Annotated in this window: 18 protein-coding genes; 14 read left to right on the forward strand and 4 right to left on the reverse strand. The window is 72.3% G+C overall.

Going from position 1 to position 20646, the window contains the following annotated elements:
* The first annotated feature begins 22 nt into the window (after positions 1-22).
* From msrA to ACH4SE_RS13540, 3 genes are all read left to right on the forward strand, one after another.
* Positions 23-535 (forward strand): peptide-methionine (S)-S-oxide reductase MsrA, encoded by a 513-nt coding sequence (gene msrA, locus ACH4SE_RS13530; RefSeq protein ID WP_398543516.1) that lies wholly within the window; start codon positions 23-25, stop codon positions 533-535.
* A 71-nt stretch (positions 536-606) separates the two neighbouring features.
* On the forward strand, positions 607-1521 hold the full coding sequence (locus ACH4SE_RS13535; RefSeq protein WP_398543517.1) for a hypothetical protein: 915 nt from the start codon (positions 607-609) through the stop codon (positions 1519-1521).
* Positions 1518-2267: a hypothetical protein gene (locus tag ACH4SE_RS13540; RefSeq protein WP_398543518.1), complete on the forward strand. Its 750-nt coding sequence runs from the start codon at positions 1518-1520 to the stop codon at positions 2265-2267. Before ACH4SE_RS13535 ends, ACH4SE_RS13540 begins: the two co-directional genes overlap by 4 nt.
* 27 nt (positions 2268-2294) lie before the next feature.
* On the opposite strand, the gene ACH4SE_RS13545 is transcribed toward ACH4SE_RS13540, so the two are convergent.
* A complete protein-coding gene (locus ACH4SE_RS13545; RefSeq protein ID WP_398543519.1) occupies positions 2295-2861 on the reverse strand; it encodes a GNAT family N-acetyltransferase in 567 nt (188 codons plus the stop codon).
* 296 nt (positions 2862-3157) lie between these two features.
* On the opposite strand from ACH4SE_RS13545, the gene ACH4SE_RS13550 reads away from it, so the two are divergent.
* The 6 genes from ACH4SE_RS13550 to ACH4SE_RS13575 all read left to right on the forward strand — a co-directional run bounded on the left by ACH4SE_RS13550 (position 3158) and on the right by ACH4SE_RS13575 (position 9801).
* Positions 3158-3973: an SCO2525 family SAM-dependent methyltransferase gene (locus ACH4SE_RS13550; RefSeq protein ID WP_398543520.1), complete on the forward strand. Its 816-nt coding sequence runs from the start codon at positions 3158-3160 to the stop codon at positions 3971-3973.
* Between the two features lie 77 nt (positions 3974-4050).
* Positions 4051-5892, forward strand: coding sequence for an SCO2524 family protein (locus tag ACH4SE_RS13555; RefSeq protein WP_398543521.1), 1842 nt, complete (start codon positions 4051-4053; stop codon positions 5890-5892).
* A gap of 3 nt (positions 5893-5895) precedes the next feature.
* Positions 5896-6813 carry an SCO2523 family variant P-loop protein gene (locus ACH4SE_RS13560; protein WP_398543522.1) on the forward strand — a complete coding sequence of 306 codons (918 nt, stop codon included), beginning with the start codon at positions 5896-5898 and terminating at the stop codon, positions 6811-6813.
* Complete coding sequence (locus tag ACH4SE_RS13565; protein WP_398543523.1) at positions 6810-7838, forward strand: SCO2522 family protein; 1029 nt, start codon at positions 6810-6812, stop codon at positions 7836-7838. The genes ACH4SE_RS13560 and ACH4SE_RS13565 overlap by 4 nt, the downstream gene beginning before the upstream one ends.
* Positions 7839-7878: 40 nt before the next feature.
* Complete coding sequence (locus ACH4SE_RS13570) at positions 7879-8808, forward strand: SCO2521 family protein (RefSeq protein ID WP_398543524.1); 930 nt, start codon at positions 7879-7881, stop codon at positions 8806-8808.
* A gap of 54 nt (positions 8809-8862) precedes the next feature.
* A complete protein-coding gene (locus ACH4SE_RS13575) occupies positions 8863-9801 on the forward strand; it encodes a hypothetical protein (protein WP_398543525.1) in 939 nt (312 codons plus the stop codon).
* Between the two features lie 60 nt (positions 9802-9861).
* Here the strand turns inward: ACH4SE_RS13575 and ACH4SE_RS13580 are convergent, their stop codons facing one another.
* Positions 9862-11886 (reverse strand): NPCBM/NEW2 domain-containing protein, encoded by a 2025-nt coding sequence (locus ACH4SE_RS13580; protein ID WP_398543526.1) that lies wholly within the window; start codon positions 11884-11886, stop codon positions 9862-9864.
* 331 nt (positions 11887-12217) lie between these two features.
* On the opposite strand from ACH4SE_RS13580, the gene ACH4SE_RS13585 reads away from it, so the two are divergent.
* Entirely contained in the window at positions 12218-16399 is a 4182-nt protein-coding gene (locus ACH4SE_RS13585) for a beta-galactosidase (RefSeq protein ID WP_398543527.1), read from the forward strand.
* A gap of 72 nt (positions 16400-16471) precedes the next feature.
* Here ACH4SE_RS13585 and ACH4SE_RS13590 read toward each other — a convergent pair whose 3' ends face one another.
* Positions 16472-17602, reverse strand: a complete 1131-nt coding sequence (locus ACH4SE_RS13590; RefSeq protein WP_398543528.1) for an N-acetylmuramoyl-L-alanine amidase — start codon at positions 17600-17602, stop codon at positions 16472-16474.
* A 254-nt stretch (positions 17603-17856) separates the two neighbouring features.
* Here ACH4SE_RS13590 and ACH4SE_RS13595 point away from each other — a divergent pair, with 254 nt between their 5' ends.
* From ACH4SE_RS13595 to ACH4SE_RS13605, 3 genes are all read left to right on the forward strand, one after another.
* Positions 17857-18105 carry a DUF6480 family protein gene (locus tag ACH4SE_RS13595; protein ID WP_398543529.1) on the forward strand — a complete coding sequence of 83 codons (249 nt, stop codon included), beginning with the start codon at positions 17857-17859 and terminating at the stop codon, positions 18103-18105.
* A 108-nt stretch (positions 18106-18213) separates the two neighbouring features.
* Positions 18214-18648, forward strand: a complete 435-nt coding sequence (locus ACH4SE_RS13600; RefSeq protein WP_398543530.1) for a universal stress protein — start codon at positions 18214-18216, stop codon at positions 18646-18648.
* Positions 18649-18746: 98 nt separating this feature from the next.
* Positions 18747-19259, forward strand: coding sequence for an O-acetyl-ADP-ribose deacetylase (locus tag ACH4SE_RS13605; protein WP_398543531.1), 513 nt, complete (start codon positions 18747-18749; stop codon positions 19257-19259).
* 28 nt (positions 19260-19287) lie between these two features.
* On the opposite strand, the gene ACH4SE_RS13610 is transcribed toward ACH4SE_RS13605, so the two are convergent.
* Positions 19288-19893 carry a GPP34 family phosphoprotein gene (locus tag ACH4SE_RS13610; protein ID WP_398543532.1) on the reverse strand — a complete coding sequence of 202 codons (606 nt, stop codon included), beginning with the start codon at positions 19891-19893 and terminating at the stop codon, positions 19288-19290.
* Positions 19894-20118: 225 nt separating this feature from the next.
* Between ACH4SE_RS13610 and ACH4SE_RS13615 the strand changes: the two genes are divergently transcribed.
* Entirely contained in the window at positions 20119-20556 is a 438-nt protein-coding gene (locus ACH4SE_RS13615) for a VOC family protein (protein WP_398543533.1), read from the forward strand.
* Positions 20557-20646 lie beyond the last annotated feature (90 nt).

The following is a 20646-nucleotide window of genomic DNA, read 5'->3' on the forward strand; positions in this document are numbered from 1 at the left end:
AGGACGCGAGGAGAGGACGCAGATGGCCACGCAGACACAGCGGGCGGTTCTGGCGGGCGGGTGCTTCTGGGGGATGCAGGACCTGATCCGCAAGCTCCCCGGGGTCACCGCGACCCGGGTCGGCTACACCGGCGGTGACGTGGCGAACGCGACGTACCGCGACCACGGCACGCACGCCGAGGGGATCGAGATCCTGTTCGACCCGGAGCGGACCGACTACCGCGCGCTCCTGGAGTTCTTCTTCCAGATCCACGACCCCACGACGAAGAACCGCCAGGGCAACGACATCGGCCTGGCCTACCGGTCGGCGATCTACTACACCGACGACGAGCAGAAGCGCGTCGCCGAGGACACCATCGCCGACGTCGAGGCCTCCGGCCTGTGGCCCGGCAAGGTCGTCACCGAGGTGGAGCCCGCCGGCCCCTTCTGGGAGGCCGAGCCCGAGCACCAGGACTACCTGGAGCGCTACCCGGACGGCTACACCTGCCACTACCCCCGGCCGAACTGGCGGCTGCCCGCCCGCAGCGGGAGCTGACCGCCCCGGCGGCCCGAGCGGGCGCCGTCCCCGCACTGCGGGACGGCGCCCGCCGTGCTGTACTGGCCGGTATGGAGCGCAAGCACCCGGCGATGCCGTCCCTGCGCCGCGGACGCGGCGGCCACGCGCCCCCGTCCGGCGCGGCGGACAGCGCCGCCCGGCAGCGCGAGCGGGTCCGGCTGATGATCCAGATCACCGCCCGCGCCGGGGAGTACCGGCGGGGGCTGCTGCACGCCGTCTCCCGGCTCAGCCCCGAGGAGGCGCAGATCCTCTCCGACCTGGAGCAGCACGGCCTCCAGGTGCCGCAACTGCACGACGTGCTGTGCGGCGGGCACGTCCTGGTGGACGATCCCGGGCTGTACGAGCGCTGGCGGTCCGGCAGGGGCAGCCACCCGCGGATCTCCAGCCACCACCGCGACATCGACAAGAAGCGCTACCCCGACATCGGCATGCGCGGCCACGTGGTGCGCGAGAAGCTGCACGGCCGCACCGCCACCGGCACCTGGGTGCAGCTGGAGAAGACGCCCGCGGCCTTCGGCGGGCGCAGGCTGCCGAGCCCGGACGACCTGCGGCACCTGGTGGACTACGTCGTCTACCGCTGCACCGGCAGCAACGTCGGGCCCTGGGGCCTGTCGCGGATGACCGAGCGGCGCCCGATGTACCTCTCCCCGCTGGTCGCGGTGCCCACCGCGCTGCCGCCGCCGGTGGCCGGGGCGCTGGCCACGACGCTGCGCAGGATCGAGGAGTCGGACGACACCACCGCGGTCTCCCGGGAGCTGGCCGCCCGCTTCCCGCCCCCCGAGCGGGCCGACCCGGGCGCCGAGCTGGGGCAGGCGCTGCCGGGCCGCGGCGGGCGCGGGCTGTTCGGCAACTCCGAGGTGTGGGTCACCCAGACGCCGTCCCGGATCGCCGCCCGGGTGCTGCGCGAGCGGTACGAGGAGGCGCTCCGGGCGGATCCGGTACGCCCCCGGGGAGGTGCGCGGTGAGCGCGCGGGCGGCGGGCGCCGCGGAGACGCCGGGAGCGGCGGCCGTACCCGAGGGGCTGGTCACCGCCGTGGTCAACATGGTGCACACCGGGCCCGTGCTGCTCGGCGCGTACACCATCGCCGAGCTGACGGCCGTGGACGCCATCGTGGACTTCCTGGAGGCCCGCCCCTCCGACGACGAGCTGACCGAGGCCGTGCGCTCGCTCGCCGCCCGGCAGCTGCTGCTGGCCGGGAGCGGAGGCGAGCAGGTGCAGGTGCGCGGCGACCTGGGCATCGCGGTGGCCTTCCAGCAGCGCGCCCGGCGCGTGCTCGACGCCCGCACCACCGGGACCGGGCCGGGGGAGCCCTGGCGCGTGCTCCTGCTCCCGCAGCCCGAGCACATCTGCCTGATGGTGCGCATCGACGCGCTCGGCGTCCACCAGCTGAGCCTGCACACCTTCGACGAGTCCCTGAGGATGCTCACCGAGTGGCTGCCCCACGGCAGCGCTGCCGACCCCGGCCGGACGCCGGACGCGGACGCGCTGCTGGCCGCGGCCGAGCGCTCCGCGCTGGTGACCGTCACCCGCTACACCGCGGAGGGCTCCGCGGAGATCGCCGGCGAGAGCACCGACCTGGTGCTGGCCCGCAGCGACGGGCGGCTGCACGTGCTGGGCCGCGACCCCGGCCGGCCGGAACGGCTGGTCCCCGAACGGGTGGAGGGCAAGGAGGGCGTGCGCGACCGCATCGCCGGCCTCCTGACCGGCTGAACCGCCCCCCTCACCCCCGGTGCGCCGCTACGCCTCCGCCGACAGCGCGACCGCGCCCGCCAGCGGAAGGACCATCAGGACCCGGTCCGAGCCCGCGCCGAAGTAGTCGCTGCGCCGGTCGACCCGGGAGAAGCCCAGCGACAGGTACAGGTCGAGGGCGGCGGCGTTCGCCGGCTCGACGGTCAGCCACACCTCCCGCACCCCCCGCAGGCACAGGCCGCGCAGCGACTCGGTCATCAGCAGCCGGCCGAGGCCGCGGTGGCGGCTCTTGCGGTCGATCGCGAGGCCGAGTATCCAGCAGCGGGACGGGTCCGACGCGACGCCCGCGAGCACGTAGCCGCGTAGCGTGCCGGCGTCGTCGACGACGAGCAGGTCGTCGCGGTAGAGGTCGTAGAACTGCCGCAGGACGAAGTAGGGGTAGGCGTGCTGCTGGAAGACCTCCTGGTCCAGGCGGTGCAGTTCGGGCAGGTCGGCGTCGGTCACCGCGCGCACGCGCGGCGGCAGTTCGCCGTCGGCCGGGACGAGTGCGGGCGCGCAGGCCGGCAGCAGCGGCGTCACACGCGGGCGGCCGGCGTCGGGCAGATGGGTCGTCATGCCACTCCTCGGGGGCTGGGGACGGGACGGCGGGCCGGGCCGGGACCCGGTCCGGGGACATACGGAGGACCACGCCGCGTTCCCCCATTCGGCTGACATGGGCTCGCGCGCGTGCGTAAGGTGGGGCCGGCGCCGTGTCACCGGTTCTGACCAGGATCAGCCGCGTTTACCCGCTGTTCAAGGTGGGATACGGATGAAATGCGCGTATGCTGCCACGCGCCCTCCGTGCGCCCTGCACTAATCCGGCCGAACGCACGGTGGACGCCGGGCGCCAAGTTCGCCGCTATTATGGGGAGATGGATCTCGGATCGCCCCGGACGGCGAATGACTCTGCGCGCACCCCTGCGCCACGGCTGAATTCGGATGCGCCGTGGGACGCGTTCGACCCCCGGGCGTACGTTGATCATAATTATGGCCGGCTGCGCTCCGATGACGCGAAGATCCTCGAAGTCGTGCGCAAGCATTTCGCCGACCACTTCCGGGACGTCCCCGACGCGGCCGGAGCCGGTCTGCGCGGAATCGACGTCGGTCCCGGGGCAAATTTGTACCCGGCGATGTCCGTCCTCCCGTGGTGCCGGACCGTCACGCTCTACGAGCACTCCGCCGCCAATGTCGCCTATCTGCGCGGCCAGCAGGAGTCCTACGACGCCCACTGGGACCAGTTCTGGGACGCGCTGTGCGAGCAGGAGGTCTACTCCCGGCGGGTCGCCGACCCGCGGGCCGCGTTCGCCCGTGCCGCACGGGTCGAGCAGGGCAACCTGTTCGACCTGGGGGAGCGCGCCGAGCGCTGGCAGATCGGCACGATGTTCTTCGTGGCCGAATCGCTGTCCACCTCCGAGGCCGAGTTCCGGCTCGCGGTCGAGCGCTTCATGCGGGTGCTGGAACCGGGCGCCCCCTTTGCGGCGGCTTTCATGGAGGGCTCGCTGGGGTACCGGGTCGGTGACACCTTCTTCCCCGCGTGCAGTGTCGGCGAAGTCGATGTGCGCAAGAGCCTGAGCCCGTTCGCGGAGGGTGAGGACGTCGCGATCACCCCCATCGGAATGCCGGGCGGCGCGTTGCGCGAAGGGTACGAGGGAATGATCGTGGCATGCGGGCGGCGCGGGCCCGCATAACACGCGCGCGGATTACGGGCGGGGCGTAACCGGACACCGCTGGAAGAGCAACGGTGCACCTGGTGGAGGGGTGGGGAATGCAGATCAAGCCGCGGCAGCACCTGCTGGACATCTGGCAGGCCGTTTCACGCCATTCGTTTGCCGACGGCCAGTGGGAGTGGGGTGAATGGGGCGGCAGGAGCAGCGTCGCCGACGCCGAGCGGCTGCTCTGCCTGATGTATCCGGCGACCGAAATCCCGGCTTTCCGGCTGGACGACCCGGACACCACCGAGCGCGACGTGCAGACCGCGCTCAAGAACGTCGGCGGGCGCGTGGAGATCCCGGCGAAACTCGTCAGCATCCTCTCCGATTTCATGCGCACCCACACCACCGACGACAAGCGCCCCAGCTTCGCCGGCGGCCACTACTTCGTCCCCGCCGACCCGGAACTGGAGCTGACCGAGGAGCAGCGCAGCCTCGGAGTGGTCGACTCCTTCTCCATGTCGATCACCCTGTGCCTGGCCACCCTCGGCTTCCTCAAGATCTACGAGGGCAAGACCCGCCGCTCCGACGTGCGCGCGCAGATCGACGAGCTGCGCGGAGCCACCGAGACCCGGCTGACGGCCGCCATGGTGAGCCTGCTGCGCTCCTTCACGGTGAACGTCTTCGACCCCGACGAGCCGCAGGGCCGCACGCTGTGCGGGGTGCTCGGGCAGGGCCGGCTGTCGGAACGGGTGGTCGTCGAGCGCTTCCAGCGCCGCTTCGAGGCGCTGCGCGCCACCATCGGCGAGAGCCTCGTCCTCGGCGTCGACATCGCCGACCGCCTCAAGGACGAGAACCAGCTCTTCGAGTGCGGCTGGGCCTGGAGCCTGGTCAAGGAAGCCCCGCCGGTCGACACCAGCGAGCCGATCGGCCCGCAGCCGAACGGCGCCGCACGGCCCATCCCGTACCTGTACTTCACCGTCGTCGCCCTCGACGGCATCCAGGACCTCTTCAGCGACCGCACCCTCACCCTGGGCCTGCTCACACCCGAACAGCAGCGCCTGGCCGAGGCGTTACGACTGCGGTGGGAGATCACCCAGCAGTACTGGTCCGGCATCGCGCGGTTCAACGAGGCGGCCTGGCCGCTGGAGGACATCCCCTGGCGGACCACCGGCCAGCGGCTGGAGTCGGAGTACTTCTCGCTGTGCGTGGCCTCCATCCTCGTCCACGACCTGGTACGCCGCCGGGCCACCGACGACGACCTGACCCGTACCGTCGCCGTCATGGAACGGCTCGCCGAGCGCGGCCGGATCAGCAGCCGGCTGACGGTCGGGGACAAGGCCGTCACCCTGCACAGCCCCGGCATCCGGCTGCCGTTGCAGGGCAGCAGCGAGACCGGCAACCCCATGCAGTGGACCATGGGCGACTTCTCCGCGATGCTCCTCAAGCGGAGCATCCAGCTGTGCACCCTGTCGCGCAACATCACCTCGCACGACCGGCTGCTGCGGCTCGCCGAGAAGATCTTCGACCACATGTGGAGGCGCCGCATCACCGACGGCGAGGGTGTCGGGCTGTGGGACGACGCCGGCGCCGTCTTCCCCGAGGCGTCCGTCCCCAAGCTGGGGCTGTCGTGGGGGGTCACCGAGCGCGTCATCGAGTGCATGGTCGCCGGGCGGCAGCTCTACGTGCAGTCCCCGATCCGCAGTTCCGACCTGATCAACTACGCCTCCTGGCTGCTCAGCGAGGCCACCCACCTGCTGGGCAACGAGCAGCTGGAGCCCACCTCCGCCCTCGACGCCTCCCGGGGGCTCGCCCTCAAGGGCGTCGAGGTCAAGCTGAACCGCGCCCGGGACCTCGTCGACCGGCAGCCCGGCACCGCGGTGGCGCTCACGATGGAGATCCTCGGCGAACTCGACGGGCTGGCGCTGGCCAGACAGACCGCTTCGCGGGGAGTGTGACCGGTGCTCGTCTTCGCAGCTTCCGACAAGGGCGGCACGGGCCGCTCCGTGACCAGCGCCAACATCGCCTTCCGCCGCGCCCTCGGCGGGGACGACGTGTGCTACCTGGACTTCGACTTCGGCTCGCCGACCGCCGCCGCGGTCTTCGACGTCCCCAAGGCCATGGGCGGCATCGAGCAGGGCGGCCTGCACTCCTACCTCCAGGGGAAGGCCACCGAGCCGGCACGGCTGGACGTATGGGCCGAGACGGAGCACCAGCTGCTGCGCGACCGTCCGGCCAACTCCGGCAGCCTGGTGCTGCTCCCCGGCGACCGCAGCGGCGGCGAGTTCGCCGTCGCCAGGGACACCGTCAACCGCTGCATCGACCTCTTCCTGCGGCTCAACAGCGAGTTCGAGGTCGTCATCGTGGACCTCAGCGCCGGCCGCAGCTACGCCATGGACATGGCCCTCGACGTGACCGCGCGGCCCGAGATGCGCGGTGTGCAGGCCCGCTGGCTGGTCTACCACCGCTGGACGCGGCAGCACGTGATCGCCGCCTCCGGGCTGGTCTTCGGCCAGCGCGGCATCCTGGCCGGCGGGGTCGCCCGCGGGCACGACAAGGAGGAGCTGCGCGCGGCCATCCGGTTCGTGCGGGCCGCGGTGCCGGACCCGGAGGCGCCGCCGTGGTCGCTGGTGCCGGCCGCCCAGTCGTCGTGGATGCGCAAGTGCGACCAGGACCTCGACCGGCTCGCCGCCGACCGCGACGTCGGCTTCAGCGCCGCCATCGGGACGGTGCCGCTCGAACCCGTCCTCCAGTGGCGCGAGCAGCTGATCACCGACGAGGACGTGCTCTCCAGCAGGATCGCCAACCTGGAGACCCTGACCGCGCTCCAGGACCTCGCCGACAAGCTCACCGACGACGAGGCGTGGGGGCCGGTATGACACACACCGGAACCGCCGCCACCGCGGCCGCCACGACCGTGCCCGTCACCGACCCCGGCACCGCGAACGGCTCCGGCACGGTCTTCCGGGAGACCGCGGCCGAGCCGCGCGTGCAGTCGGTGCCGCTCGCCCAGCTGTCGCTGGAGCTGGGCCACCTCTACATGGAGGACTTCGAAGCCGGACCCGAACGGCTGCGCAGCCACTTCGCCCAGGTCAAGCCGTGGGCCGACGCGGCCTGCGCGCTCGCCGCGGCCGGCGGGCGGCGGGCCCGCGTCAGCACCTGCTTCCTCGTCGACGACTACTTCACGCGCTTCTCCACCCCCGCGGAGCTGCTCCCCATGGTGATCGCCGAGGCCGGTCGCGCGGGCCTGACGATCGACTACCTGGCCCGCGAGTCCGGCTGCGCCGTCGCCGGCGGCACCGCGGTGGCCGAGGAGGTGCAGGCGCGCCTGGTCGAGTCGCCTGCGCCCGGCACCGACGGCACCCGCCCGCCCGCGGTGCAGACCGGCTGGCTCGCCAACGGCCAGCGCAGCCCCGCCGGCGGCCTCGCCGAGGCCATGGCCGGCGCCGAGCCCTGGCAGCCGCCCGCCGAGACGGCCGCCCGCCGGCACTCCGTCTTCGTCGACGTCGAGCTGTGGGACGAGGTGGACGGCCGCCGCTGGTGGTCCTGCCCCTTCCTGGCCGCCGTCTGGCAGCTCGCCCGGCTCGGCCTGCTGCGGCACGCCGGGGAGGCGGTGCTGCAGCCCGTGCCCTGGACGGCCGCGGAGTTCCCGCGCGAGTGGGACGAACTGCCGCCGGTGATACGGCTCAACCCCGCCGCGGCGCCCTTCTCGGCGTACCGCACCTGTTCCGTCCTGCCGGCCCGCTTCCTGGGGGTGGAGCACGCGGTGCGGGTGATCCTCGACCAGGTCGACATCGACGCCGAGGCGCTCGGCCAGGTCGCCCGGCGCTCGGCGGGCGAGGGCTTACCGGTCCCCGAGGAGATCACCGACCGCATCTCCTACGTCATGTACGCGGGCGGGTGACGTGATCCCGGGCGGGGGGACGACAGCGCTCGCTCAGCCGGTGCTCGCCTGCGGTGAGGTGCGCACCTGCCTGCTCCAGAACTCCCAGGCGCTGCCGTCGCCCGCCGCCGCAGGGCTGCTGCGGCTGCGCGCCGGACGGCGGGTCCTGCAGTCCGAGCGGCCCAACGCGTACGCGCTCTCGCCCGACGTGCTGACCGGCGTCGACTGCCGGCTGCCCACCGCCTCCGGCGCCCGGGTCCGCGCGGTGGGCACCGTCACCTCGCGCGCCGCCCTCACCGGCGGGCGGCTGCTGCAGACCGACGCCTTCTGCACCGCGGCGGCCGACGGTCCCGACCGGCGCCGCCCGTGGGGCCACTACCTGGCCCGGCCCGGCACCGTCGAGCCGTTCGGCAAGCTGCCCGAGCGCGATGTCGCCGCCGGGTGCCTGGCCGGCCCGGCCGGGCCGGGCGAGCTGGACCTGGGGGCCGTCGCCGAGCACCTGCTGCGCACGGTGCTGCGGAACCCGGTGCTGGACCAGGCGGTGCCCTTCCGGGCCCGGGTGACCCGGCTGCGCTGGGTCGCGCTGCGGGCCCCGGACGGCGCGGAGCCGTCCATCGAGAACTTCACCCTCGCGCAGGACGGCCTGCGCACGGTGGAGCTGCGGCTGGCGGGGAGTACGGGAACGGCCGCGGCGGCGAGGCTCTGCGAGGACCTCGCCCTGCACGACTGGCTGCTGACCACGCTGGTGCGGATGGTCGAGCGCAGCCGGCTGGGATCGGTCGACGGGCGCGTCGCGGTGGCAGCACTGCGCCCGGCCGTCGACCATCTGCTGCACCTGTGGATGCCCGCCGCGCGGGTGGACCGCCTGCTGCACCCGCTGTGGGAGGTGCTGGAGCGGGAACCGGGATTCAGCCGGCAGTGGCAGATCCTCGTGCAGCGGATCAGGGACCAGCTCGCACTGCTGGCCGTCTCCGCGCATGTGCAGCCATGACCTGCCCGCCCGCGGGCTCGTAAGCGCACGAACCCACCAGGGGGAGATGACGACATGGCCGGATCGCTGGACACCGGGTCGGGGGCGCAGGCCGCCGCGACGCGCGTGGTACCGCCCGTACTGTTCAAGACACTGCTGACCGCCCTCGTCGGCGGCGCCACCTACCTGCTGACGGACGCCACCGACCAGCCCGAGGTGTGGAAGCTGACCTCGTCCATCTTCCTCGGGGGCGCGGCCCTGATCATCCAGTACATGACCGACTTCGAGCGCCGGCTGACGTCCGTCGAGCACACCATCGCCGCGCACAACGCGGAGATGAGGGAGCTGGTCGCCAACGGCTTCGCCCGGATAAACGAGGCCACCGAGCTGTTCGGCCTGGTGGACCGCTCGGCGCTGCCGCCGGACGGCGTCTCGCGGCTGATCCGCAGCGCCAGCAAGGTCGGCACCGGCTCGCCCGCCATCATGCAGGCCTTCACACGCGCCGAGGTCAGCCGGCTCACCAGCCTGATGGAGAACCTCAACGCCAAGCTCGTCGACTACGAGGGCGAGGACCACGACTGGATCGTCACCCTGACGGGCTGCGCGGTGTCCACGATCGACGCGACCAGCACGGCGGTGGACCGCGACTTCTGGCCCAGCGAGCTGGGCCAGCGCTACCTGCGGGCGCAGCGGGACGCGATCGACGCGCACGGGGTGCGGATCCGGCGGCTGTTCATCATCGACAAGCCGGAGGACAACACCATCGACCTCGGCCAGCTCTGCGACGACCAGCAGAGCCTGGGCATCGAGGTCAAGGTCCTCGCGCTGTCCGACCTGTCGCCGATCGCCCGCATGGACGAGACCAACGACTTCATCGTCTTCGACGAGTCGCTGTCCTACGAGATCGGCTCCGACCTGCGCGGTGTCAACACCAAGACGCTCATGGACCTGCGGGCGGACCGGGTGGCCAAGCGGGTGCAGCGCTTCAGGACGCTCTGGGAGGCGGGCCGCTAGCGGCCGGTGCCCCCGCGGGTCGCGCGGGGGCACCGGCCTGTTCCGGCGGCGGAGCGGGGATCAGGAGCAGGTGATCTTCGCGTCCGCCCAGTCGGCGTGGTCGCTGTCGTTGCCGTCGCCGCCGTCGGTGACGACCAGGTGGACCTCCTGGGCGCCGGTGACGTCGGCGGTCAGCGGGTGGCCGCCGGTGGTGCTGGTGACGACACCGCTGTCGGCGACCTGCTTGCCGTCGGCGAGCACCAGGAACTCCACCGAGCCCTTGCTGTTCTTCTTCTCGTCGTCGATGCCGACGGTGGCGGTCAGCGAGGTGCAGCTGCCCGCGGTGTAGAAGGCGACGTCACTGGGCGCGTGGACGCCCAGGCCCTTGGCGTAGACCGTGCCGCCGAGGCTGATCGGCCTGCCGTCGCCGGACCCGGTCTCGCCGTTGCTGCTGTCGCGCTCGACCGGGCCCCAGCCGTTGGTGGCCGACTCCCACGGGAGGTCGCTCAGGTAGGAGGTGCCGGCCGGCGGCGGGACGGCGACGGTGACCTGCCCGTTCAGCGGGACGCTGACGGTGCCCGTCGCTCCGGCGCCCTGGTAGGTGGCGGTGCCGGACAGGGCGTAGGTGCCGGTCGGGGTACCGGCGGGCACGTCGACGTGCCAGCTGGTGCTGAGGGTGTGGCCGGCGGTGAGGGCCGCGGTGGTGGTCGTGCCCTCGGGCCGGACCGACCATCCGTCGGGGCCGTCGAGCTTCACCGAGACCGAGAGCGCCGGCAGGGTGCCGAGGTCGGTGACGTACGCCGTGACGTCGGCGCCCTTGCCGGGCTGGATGTGCACGGAGGTGCCGCCGACACCGGCGTCGACCAGGGCCGGGTTGCGCAGGGCGTGGACGTCCGGGGACACCCGCAGCAGCACGGTGCCGTGCGCGGGGACGGTGGCGGCCAGGGTGCCGGACGACTGGTAGTCGCGGTGCTGCCACAGGTCGCGCACCGTGTAGCCGGTGGCGGAGGCGGGCAGGCCGGCCGCCGCGGCGGTGGTGGCGATGTGCTGCGGCTGGTCGGACTCGTTGTAGAGCGCGACCGCCCGGTCGCCGTTCGCGAGCTGCTTGACGACGACCTTGGTGCCGCTGTCCGTCGAGGCGACCACGCTCGCCTGCTTGCCCAGCGCGTCCTGGTCGAGCGCGATGACGTCCTTGTTGAGCAGGATGTCCATCGTGGCCGGGGTGGCCTTGCGCAGGTCGGTGCCGATGAGCAGCGGGGCGTTCATCATCGCCCACAGCGAGAAGTGCGTGCGGTACTCGGTGTCGGTCATGCCGCCGTTGCCGACCTCGAGCATGTCGGGGTCGTTCCAGGCGCCGGCCTTCGCGTAGGCGGACAGCGGCAGGTTGGCGTCCGTGATGGACTTCAGGCTGCCCCAGTTGTCACTGATGTCGCCGGTGGTGCGCCACAGGTTGCCGATGTCGCCGGCCCACTTCCAGGGCTGGAGCTGGCCCCACTCGCAGATGGAGTAGACGATCGGCCGGCCGGTCGCCTTGAGCGCGTCGCCCATCGCGGTGTAGCGGTTCACGAAGTCCGCGAGGGTGCCGTCGCTCTTATTGTTGCAGTTGTCGTACTTGAGGTAGTCCACGCCCCAGTCGGCGAAGGACCGGGCGTCGGTGGCCTCGTGGCCGAGGCTGCCGGGGTAGCCGGCGCAGGTCGCGGTGCCCGCGTCCTCGTAGATCCCGAGCTTGAGGCCCTTGCTGTGGACGTAGTCGGCGGTGCCCTTGATGCCGTCGGGGAACTTGACCGGGTCGGGGACCAGCCGCCCCTCGGCGTCCCGGGTGTGGGTCATCCAGCAGTCGTCGATGTTGACGTAGGTGTAGCCCGCGTCCTTCAGGCCGGAGCTGACGAAGTGGTCGGCGGTGTCCTTGATCAGCTGCTCGCTGACGTTGCAGCCGAAGGAGTTCCAGTCGTTGAAGCCCATCGGCGGGGTGAGGGCGAGGCCGTTGTCGAGGGCCGCCGCGGACGGCGCCGTGGCGACGCCTGCGGTGACCGCGGCAACGCCGAGGCCGCCTGCCCACAACGCGCCCGCGGTGACGCAGGACAGGATCCTGCGGGTGATCGGCATACGAGTCCCATCGTTGGTTCCGGAGAGAGCACCGGTCGGCAGCCGAACACAGTCGGCACAGAATCCGACGCAACTCAACAGTTGGCGACATGACAGACCAGCTGTGTGGCGCCTGTCAAGGGATCTGACGCGAACTCATCGGTGCGTGTATCCGCCACGCGAGGCTCCGTTGTCCTCGTCGGATGGGCGGTATGTGGAGAGATATACCTTTCGGCTGCGGAAAGATGACGACCTTCGCCCGACCTATTGTGCCGTCCTGCGCACCCTCCTATTGTGCGACTTCGATTGAATCTGTTTGGAGTTGACATCCTCGGTAAGCCTGGAGGGCGCAGTGCAACGTAACCCCGACGGTTCGGCGGCCGGCAGGACCGGCCGGCACAGAAGGTGGTGGGCGGGGGCCGCGGCGGCCGCCGCCCTCGCCCTGACGGCGGTGCCCGCGCTGCCCGCCGCCGCGGCGCCGCGCGTCCCGGCGGCCTCCGCGCAGGACGCGGCGGCCGGTACCGCGCACAAGGTGACCTTCGACGGCTACTCGTTCATGGTCGACGGAGACCGCACCTACCTGTGGTCCGGCGAGTTCCACTACTTCCGGCTGCCGAGCCCCGACCTGTGGCTCGACATCTTCCAGAAGATGAAGGCGGCGGGCTTCAACGCCACCTCCCTCTACTTCGACTGGGACTACCACTCGCCCGCCCCCGGCGTGTACGACTTCACCGGCGTGCGCGACGTCGACAAGCTGCTGGACATGGCGCAGCAGGCGGGCCTGTACGTCATCGCGCGCCCGGCGCCGTACATCAACGCCGAGGTCGACAGCGGCGGCCTGCCCGGGTGGCTCACCACCAAGAAGGAGAAGAACCGCACCGACGACCCCGAGTTCCTGAAGTACTCGGACGAGTGGCTCACCCAGATCGACCGCATCCTCGCCCGGCACCAGCTCACCAACGGCACCGGCACGGTCATCGCCTACCAGGTGGAGAACGAGTACTACAACGGCTCGGCGAGCGCCCGCGCGTACATGCAGCACCTGGAGGACAAGGCCCGCGCCGACGGCATCACCGTGCCGCTCACCGGCAACAACAACGGCACCTTCAACTCCGGTGACGCCGCCCTGGACGTCGACGGTCCCGACTCCTACCCGCAGGGCTTCAACTGCTCCAACCCGTCCAAGTGGAACGGCGTCCCCGACCTCAGCTACGACCACCCGGCCGGGAAGCCGCTCTACACCCCGGAGTTCCAGGGCGGTGCCTTCGACCCCTGGGGCGGCCCGGGCTACGACAAGTGCGCCGAGCTCATCAACGACCAGTTCGCCAACGTCTTCTACAAGCAGAACATCGCCGTCGGCGCCACCGCCCAGAGCTTCTACATGACCTACGGCGGCACCAACTGGGGCTGGCTGGGCATGCCGGAGAACTACACCTCGTACGACTACGGCGCCGCGATCCGCGAGACGCGCGAACTCGACCCGAAGTTCGACGAGGACAAGCTGATCGGCTACTTCACCCAGTCGGTGGCCCCGCTCACCAAGACCGACCGGATCAGGGCGACCCCGCCGGACAACACCAGGATCGTCGACACCGCCCGGATGAACCCCGACACCAGGACGCAGTTCCACGTCCTGCGGCACGGCGACTCCACCGCGACGACGACCGACACCACGCACATCGCGCTGGACTTCAACGCCCAGTCGTCCGCCGGCACCAGCTACACCCACGACGACACCGACCCCGCGCTCAGCTACACCGGCACCTGGTCGCACGTGGCGAACCAGAGCTACACCGCGGGTGACTACAAGAACACCGAGTCCTTCTCCAGCACCAAGGGCGACTCCGTCACCGTTCCCTTCAACGGCACCGCGGTGCGCTGGATCGGCTCGAAGACGGACAACCACGGCTACGCGGACGTCTACGTCGACGGCACGAAGGAGGCCACCGTCGACGACTCCGGCGGTGAGGCCCAGGCGGTCGTCTTCGCCAAGAGCGGCCTGTCCGACGGCCCGCACACCCTGAAGATCGTCGTCACCGGCAGCCACGCGTCCGGCTCCACCGACAACTTCGTCTCCATCGACGCCGTCGACGTGCCCGTGGGCGGCGCCACCACCGGGGCGACCTACCCCGTCGTCCCGCAGCAGCCCGGCACCGCGATCACCCTCGACGGCCGCGACTCGCACGTCATCGTCGCCGACTACAAGCTCGGCGGCACCCAGCTGCAGTACTCCACCTCCGAGATCATGACCACCGCCGCCATCGGCGACCGGGACGTCTCGGTGCTCTACGGCGACAAGGGCAGCGACGGCGAGACGGTGCTGCGCTACTCCTCCGAGCCCACCGTGACCAGCAGCGGCGGCGACGTCACCACCACCTGGGACGCGGCCACCGGCGACCTGCGGCTCAACTACAAGCACGACGGCCTGATCCGTGTCTCGATCAGCGGCGGCGGCTCCCGTCCGGCGCTGCTCATGCTCGGCGACAAGCCCACCGCCGAGACCTTCTGGCGGCAGGACACCGCGGCCGGCCCGGTGCTGGTCCGCGGCAGCCACCTGCTGCGCACTGCGACCAGCAGGGACGGCGGCACGGCCGTGGACCTCACCGGTGACAACGCCGACGCCAAGGACATCGAGGTCTTCACCGCGGCGAGCCAGGTCACCTGGAACGGCAAGGAGGTCCGCACGGACACCTCCGCGACCGGCAGCCGCACCGGGCAGATCCCCACCGCCAAGGCGGTCCAGCTGCCCGCGCTGACGAACTGGAAGCACGCCGAGGAATCCCCCGAGGCCGCTCCCGGGTTCGACGACTCGCGCTGGCAGGTGGCCGACAGGACCACCACCAACAGCTCGTCCGGCATCACCTCGCTCCCGGTGCTCTACGCCGACGACTACGGCTTCCACACCGGCAACACGTGGTACCGCGGCCGCTTCCGCACCTCCGGCTCCGAGACCGGCATCCACCTGGTGTCCGACTCCGGCGGCAGGGCGCAGGCCTTCTCCGCCTGGCTCAACGGCACCTTCCTCGGCAGCTCCACCACCGGCAGCGCCGACTTCACCTTCCCGGCGGGCGCGCTCAGGCCCACCGGGGACGGCACCGACAACGTCCTCTCCGTGCTGACGGTCAACATGGGCCACGAGGAGGACTACAACTCCTCCAACGGCAACAAGACCGCCCGCGGCCTGACCGGTGCCGCCCTGCTGGGCGCGCCGCTCAGCCCGGTCACCTGGCGCATCCAGGGCGTCCGCGGCGGTGAGGACCTCGTCGACACCGCCCGCGGCCCGCTCAACAACGGCGGCCTGTACGGCGAGCGGGCCGGCTGGCCGCTGCCCGGCTACCCCGACGATTCCTGGAGCAGCGTCTCGCTGCCCGCCACCGACACGCGCGCGGGCGTCTCCTGGTACCGCACGGACGTCGCCCTCGACCTGCCGCACGGCCAGGACACCTCGGTCGGCCTGACCTTCACCGACGACCCGAAGCGGCAGTACCGCGCGACGATCTTCGTGAACGGCTGGCAGGTCGGCAACTACGTCAACTACCTCGGCCCGCAGCACTCCTTCCCGATCCCCAACGGCATCCTCGACCCCAACGGCGACAACACCGTCGCCATCGCCGTGTGGAACCTGGACGGCAGCACCGGCGGCCTCGGCACCGTGGCGCTGACGAACTACGGCAGCTACACCTCGCCGCTGAAGGTCGCGCAGAACGCCGCGCCGCGCTACAGCCACGCGGTCTACGCCATGCCGTCCGCGCCGGGCAGCGACGTCACCCTCGACGTGCCGGGCACGGTGCAGTCGGGCAAGAGCTTCACCGCCACCGCGACCGTGGCCGTACCGGCCGACCAGCCGCCGGTCACCGCGCTCACGGCGAAGCTCACGCTGCCGGACGGCTGGACGGCGAGCGCCGCGGAGCCCGCGGACGTGGCGCTGGTCGCGCCCGGGCACTCGGCCGCGATCCGCTGGACGGTCACCCCGCCCACCGGGACGCTGCCGGACGCCTCCGCGGTCAAGGTCGGCACGTCCGGCCTGCAGCGCGGCAAGGTGGCCACGGCCGGCGACGAGCGCATCGTCAAGGCCATCCCGCCGCTGCCGCCCACCGGGCAGAACGCGGTGAGCGACCTGCCCTTCATCGCGTCCAGCAACGGCTGGGGGCCCGTCGAGCGCAACACCAGCGTCGGCGAGCAGGCGGCGGGCGACGGCAAGCCGCTCACCATCGCGGGCAAGACCTACGCCAAGGGGCTGGGCACCAACTCGGTGAGCGACGTCCAGCTCTACCTGGCCGGCACCTGCACGCGGCTGACGGCCGAGGTGGGCGTCGACGACGAGACGAACGGCGGCGGCACGGTCACCTTCTCGGTGCTCGCCGACGGCAAGGTGCTGACGACGACCCGGACGATCCGCGGCAAGCAGGCCGCCGTGCCGATCGACGTCGACGTCACCGGCGCACAGGTCCTCGACCTCAGGGTCGGCGACGCGGGCGACGGCAACGGCAGCGACCACGGCGACTGGGGGACGCCCACGCTGACCTGCGGCTGACCGCCGCGGGCGGTACGGTGCCGCGGGCCGGCCGGGGGTGACCCCGGCCGGCCCGCGGCCGTTCCCGCCGGCTCAGCCGCACAGCGACTCGCGCACGGTGCCGCCGACGACCGCGCACCAGGTGCTCAGGTCGACCTTGCCGTCCGGGTGCAGCCCGTGCAGGCGCTGCATCGACTGGACGGCCTTCATCGTGGCGTGGTCGTACGTGCCGCTTGCGGTCACGTCCGCGTAGCCCTTGCGGGCGAGCATGAACTGCAGGGCGGTGACCGGCAGCCCGGTCGCGTCCTTGCCGAGCGGCGGGGCCAGCGCCTCCCACGTGGCGGTGTCGAAGGTGGCGTCCGGGGTGACCGGGATGCCGTGGGTGGTCTGGAAGTCGGCGAGGGCGGCGTTCATGTCGTAGCCGAAGACCCCGTCGGCGGTGAGCGTGTAGCCCGCCGCGTCCAGCAGGTACTGGCCCACCTGGACGACGGGGCTGTCCACGAAGCGCCAGATGTCCGGCCAGCGCCGCGCCGGCGCCGCCGAGGCGGGGACGCCCAGCTCGTGCAGCACGCGGGTGCGGATCATCGGGAACTGCGCGTAGAAGGCGATGCCGGGGCAGTCGGTCTGCCGGAAGTCCCAGTGGCCGAAGATGTCCCACGCGTTGAGCCGGAACTGCCGGCACACCGCGGTGCACAGCTGGACGAGCGAGTCCAGCAGCGCGTCGGGCGGTGTCTCGGTGATGTACGTGCCCTCGTTCTCGATGCCGATCGCGTTGCCGTTCTCGCCGGGACAGTGCGCCGCGACGACCTGGTGCCCGCCCGCGTCCAGGGTCTCCAGGCTGCGGTGCCGCCCCTCCAGGACGTAGCCGCCGCGGCTCACGGTGAAGTGCTGGCCGGTGTCCGCCCAGCCGTTGTGGTCCATGTGCAGGTCCTGGCAGTCCCGGGCCAGCTGGAGCGCGTGGTCGCGCGAGTAGTCCGTGACGTTGGGGAACGCCATGTGGTGGAGGATGATCTTGTTGGTGGTGTTGCCGGTGATCTGGATCGTGCTGGACGGGGGCCGCGCGCCCCAGCTGTCGCAGTCGATGATCCAGGGGAACTCGCCGGACGGCGCCGCCTGCGCGGCGCCGGGGAGCGCGAATTCCGTGCCGACGACCGCGGCGACCGCGGTGCCCAGGCCGACTTTGAACAGCGTCCGGCGTTCTACCTCGTGCTCGTGTCGGGTCATGCACACTCCGCAACGGAGAGGGGCGGCAGCCGGATCGCGGCTGCCGATGACGTCCGGAGAATACGGAGCAAGCTGACGCGCAGCCAGCACTTCCGCGGAAGCGGCCGTGCTTGCCGTGGAAGATCCCCTTTGCGCCCCGCGCGGTTCACCCGTGCGGCAGCGGGTAGCCGAGGTGCGCAGGCACGACCCGGGGCCGCGCCCGACCGGGAGCGGCCGGAGGGGGAACCCCACCGCCGGAACCACCGGAGGCCACCATGGCGGTCACCCACGCACCACAGCCAGTCAACCCGCACCTGCCCGACGAGGGCCTGAGCGTCCCCGAGGACTCCGTCCAGCGGGACGGGCACACCGCGCCCGCCGAATCCGGCGTCTCCTCGCTCGACGCGCCCGAGCGCGTGGCGCTGAGCCGGGGCTGGGGGAGGGGGCCGGTCATCTGGATCCTGCTCGTCGTCGCCGTCTTCGCCGCGGGCGTCCTCGGCATGGCGGTCGAGCTCATGCGGTGACGTGGCCGTCGTCACGTCGCCGGGGGGAATGCACGTCCCTGTCCGGAAGCTGAGCCATGAGGGCGGGCCACGAACCCCTGGGGCCCTTTCGGACAAGGAAGTTGATTCATGTACAAGAACATCCTCGCCGCCGTCGACGGTACCCCGCACGGCACCGGGGTGCTGGACACCGTCGCGTCCCTGGCCAAGCTCACCGGTGCCGCGGTCCACGTCATCCATGTCCGGCCCTCGCACGTCGTGACCGACGGGATCTCCGGCGGCGTCTACACCTCGGAGGAGCCCGCCGAGGGGCGCCAGGTCGTCGAGGACGCGCTCGCCCGGCTGCGGGCGGACGGCGTCACCGCGGACGGCGAGGTGGACGAGGGGCTCAGCGAGGACCTCGCGGCCATCCTGGTCGAGCGCGCGGCAGCGATCGGCAGCGACCTCATCGCCGTCGGCCCCGGCCACTACAACGGCATCTCCGCGCTGCTGCACACCAGCGTGAGCCGCGGCGTGGCGAAGTCCGCCCCCGTGTCCGTGCTCCTGGTGCGCACCGAGGCGTGACCCCCGGGCGCCGGTCGCCCCGTTGTCCGCGGCCCCGGTGCCCTGACGGATGTCAGGAGGCCGGGGCCCGGTGCGGGCGCGGATGCGAGGATCGGGGCATGACACGGATCGAAGTGGTGCAGGGTGACATCACGCAGCTGCAGGTGGACGCCGTCGTCAACGCGGCGAACCAGTCCCTGACGGGCGGCGGCGGGGTGGACGGCGCGATCCACCGCGCCGCGGGACCCCGGCTCGCCGCCGCGGGCAGGGCACTCGCGCCGTGCCCGCCGGGCGAGGCCCGCACGACACCCGCCTTCGACCTCGCACCGCGGATCCGGCACGTCATCCACACCGTCGGGCCCGTCTGGCACGGCGGCACCCGCGGCGAGGCCGCCACGCTGGCCTCGTGCTACCGCGAGAGCCTGGCCGCCGCGGACGCCGTGGGGGCGCACACGGTGGCCTTCCCCGCCATCTCCACCGGCATCTACGGCTACCCGGCGCACGAGGCGGCCCGCACCGCCGTGACGGCGCTGCGGTCCTGCCCCACCGCGGTGGAGCGAATCCTCCTGGTGGCCTTCGACGAAGCGGCCCGCGAGGTGCTGGCCGCCGCGCTGGAGGCGGGGGAGGACTGAGCCGGGCCCGCGCCGGGCACCGGGCCCGTCAGCCGCCCCGCCAGATGTTGTCGAAGGCCGCCTGCTCGATCCTGCGCCGCTGGCGCACGGCGTCCAGCTCCACGACCGCGTCGCCGACCGTCGCGAGGACGGCCTCCACCGAGTCGTCACCGATCACGGGCGGCGCGGCGGCGGGCCCCGGCTGGATGCCCAGGGCGCCCGCCAGGACCGTCAGCACCGGGTCGCCGGAGCGCCAGCGCTCCGCGGCACGGCGGCGCGCGGGTGTGTCGGTGGCCGTAGCGGGCCCGGGACGGCCCGGCAGTATCCGGCGGTGCCGGCGGGCCACCTGCCCGGCCTCCTCCATGACGGCCAGATAGACCGCCGCAAGGCCCTCGCCGCGGCGCCACAGCCAGTCCTGCGCCGATTCGTACGGCGGCCGCCGCACCAGCGCGCTCGCCGCGTCCACCAGCAGCCGGTCGGCGGGCGTACGGGCCAGGCCCGGCACGATCAGCTCGCCGTCCAGCGCGACGGAGCCGTCGCCGAGCAGGTCGATCAGTTCCGCCCCGGCCAGTACGAGCGAGAGGTCGCCCGTCTCCACGGGGCGGCTGGACGGCACGTCCAGGCTCGTGATCAGCACGTCCTGCGGTGTGGTCATGCGGTCACTCCCGGCTCGGCCGACGGCGCCGCCCCCGCCCCCGCCCGTCATCCGGGCGGCGTCCGGCGACAGCGCCTCCGCTACACCCCCGACGGTAGCGCCCCGGCCCCCCGCCCGGTACCAGGACACTCGCCCCGGACCGGTCCCCGCGTACCGGGCGATCCGGACGGGGCGCCTGTAGCGTGAGCAGGAGCATTGCCGGCGAACGCGCACGAAGGGCTCCGCATGGCATCGGATGCGTCGGCCGACCGTGGCCCCCAGTTGTCCTCCGTGGTCGTGTTCGTCCGCGATCTCGGCCAGTCGGTGGACTTCTACCGGGAACTCCTCCTCATGACCGAAACCGTCCGCACCGCGACCGCGGCGCTCCTCGTCGGAGCGGGCGACGCGCAGCTGTACCTGCGCGTCATGGGTCCGGGCGGCGAGCACCCGCTCGGGGCGATCGGCGTCCAGTACGTGATCTGGACGGCCGACGGCCCGCAGGACCTGGACCGCTGCGAGCGCGTCCTGAAGCAGCGCGCCGCGCACGTGTCGTCGCGCGACAGCGAGGACGGCGTCCGGATGATCGAGGGCCGGGACCCGGACGGCCTCCCCGTGGTCATCTCCCACCCCGGCCCCCAGGGCGCCGCCCGCCACGACATCATGGCCCGCATCTACGCGTGGTAGCCGGGCGGCTGCGCCGCGGGAGCGTCTTCGGCTGCGACCCGCACACGGCGGGGCGGTACGGTCCGTACCGGCCGCCGCCCGGCGCTGGTG

It is taken from the genome of Streptomyces sp. NPDC020983 (assembly GCF_044333485.1).
Lineage (GTDB): Bacteria > Actinomycetota > Actinomycetes > Streptomycetales > Streptomycetaceae > Actinacidiphila.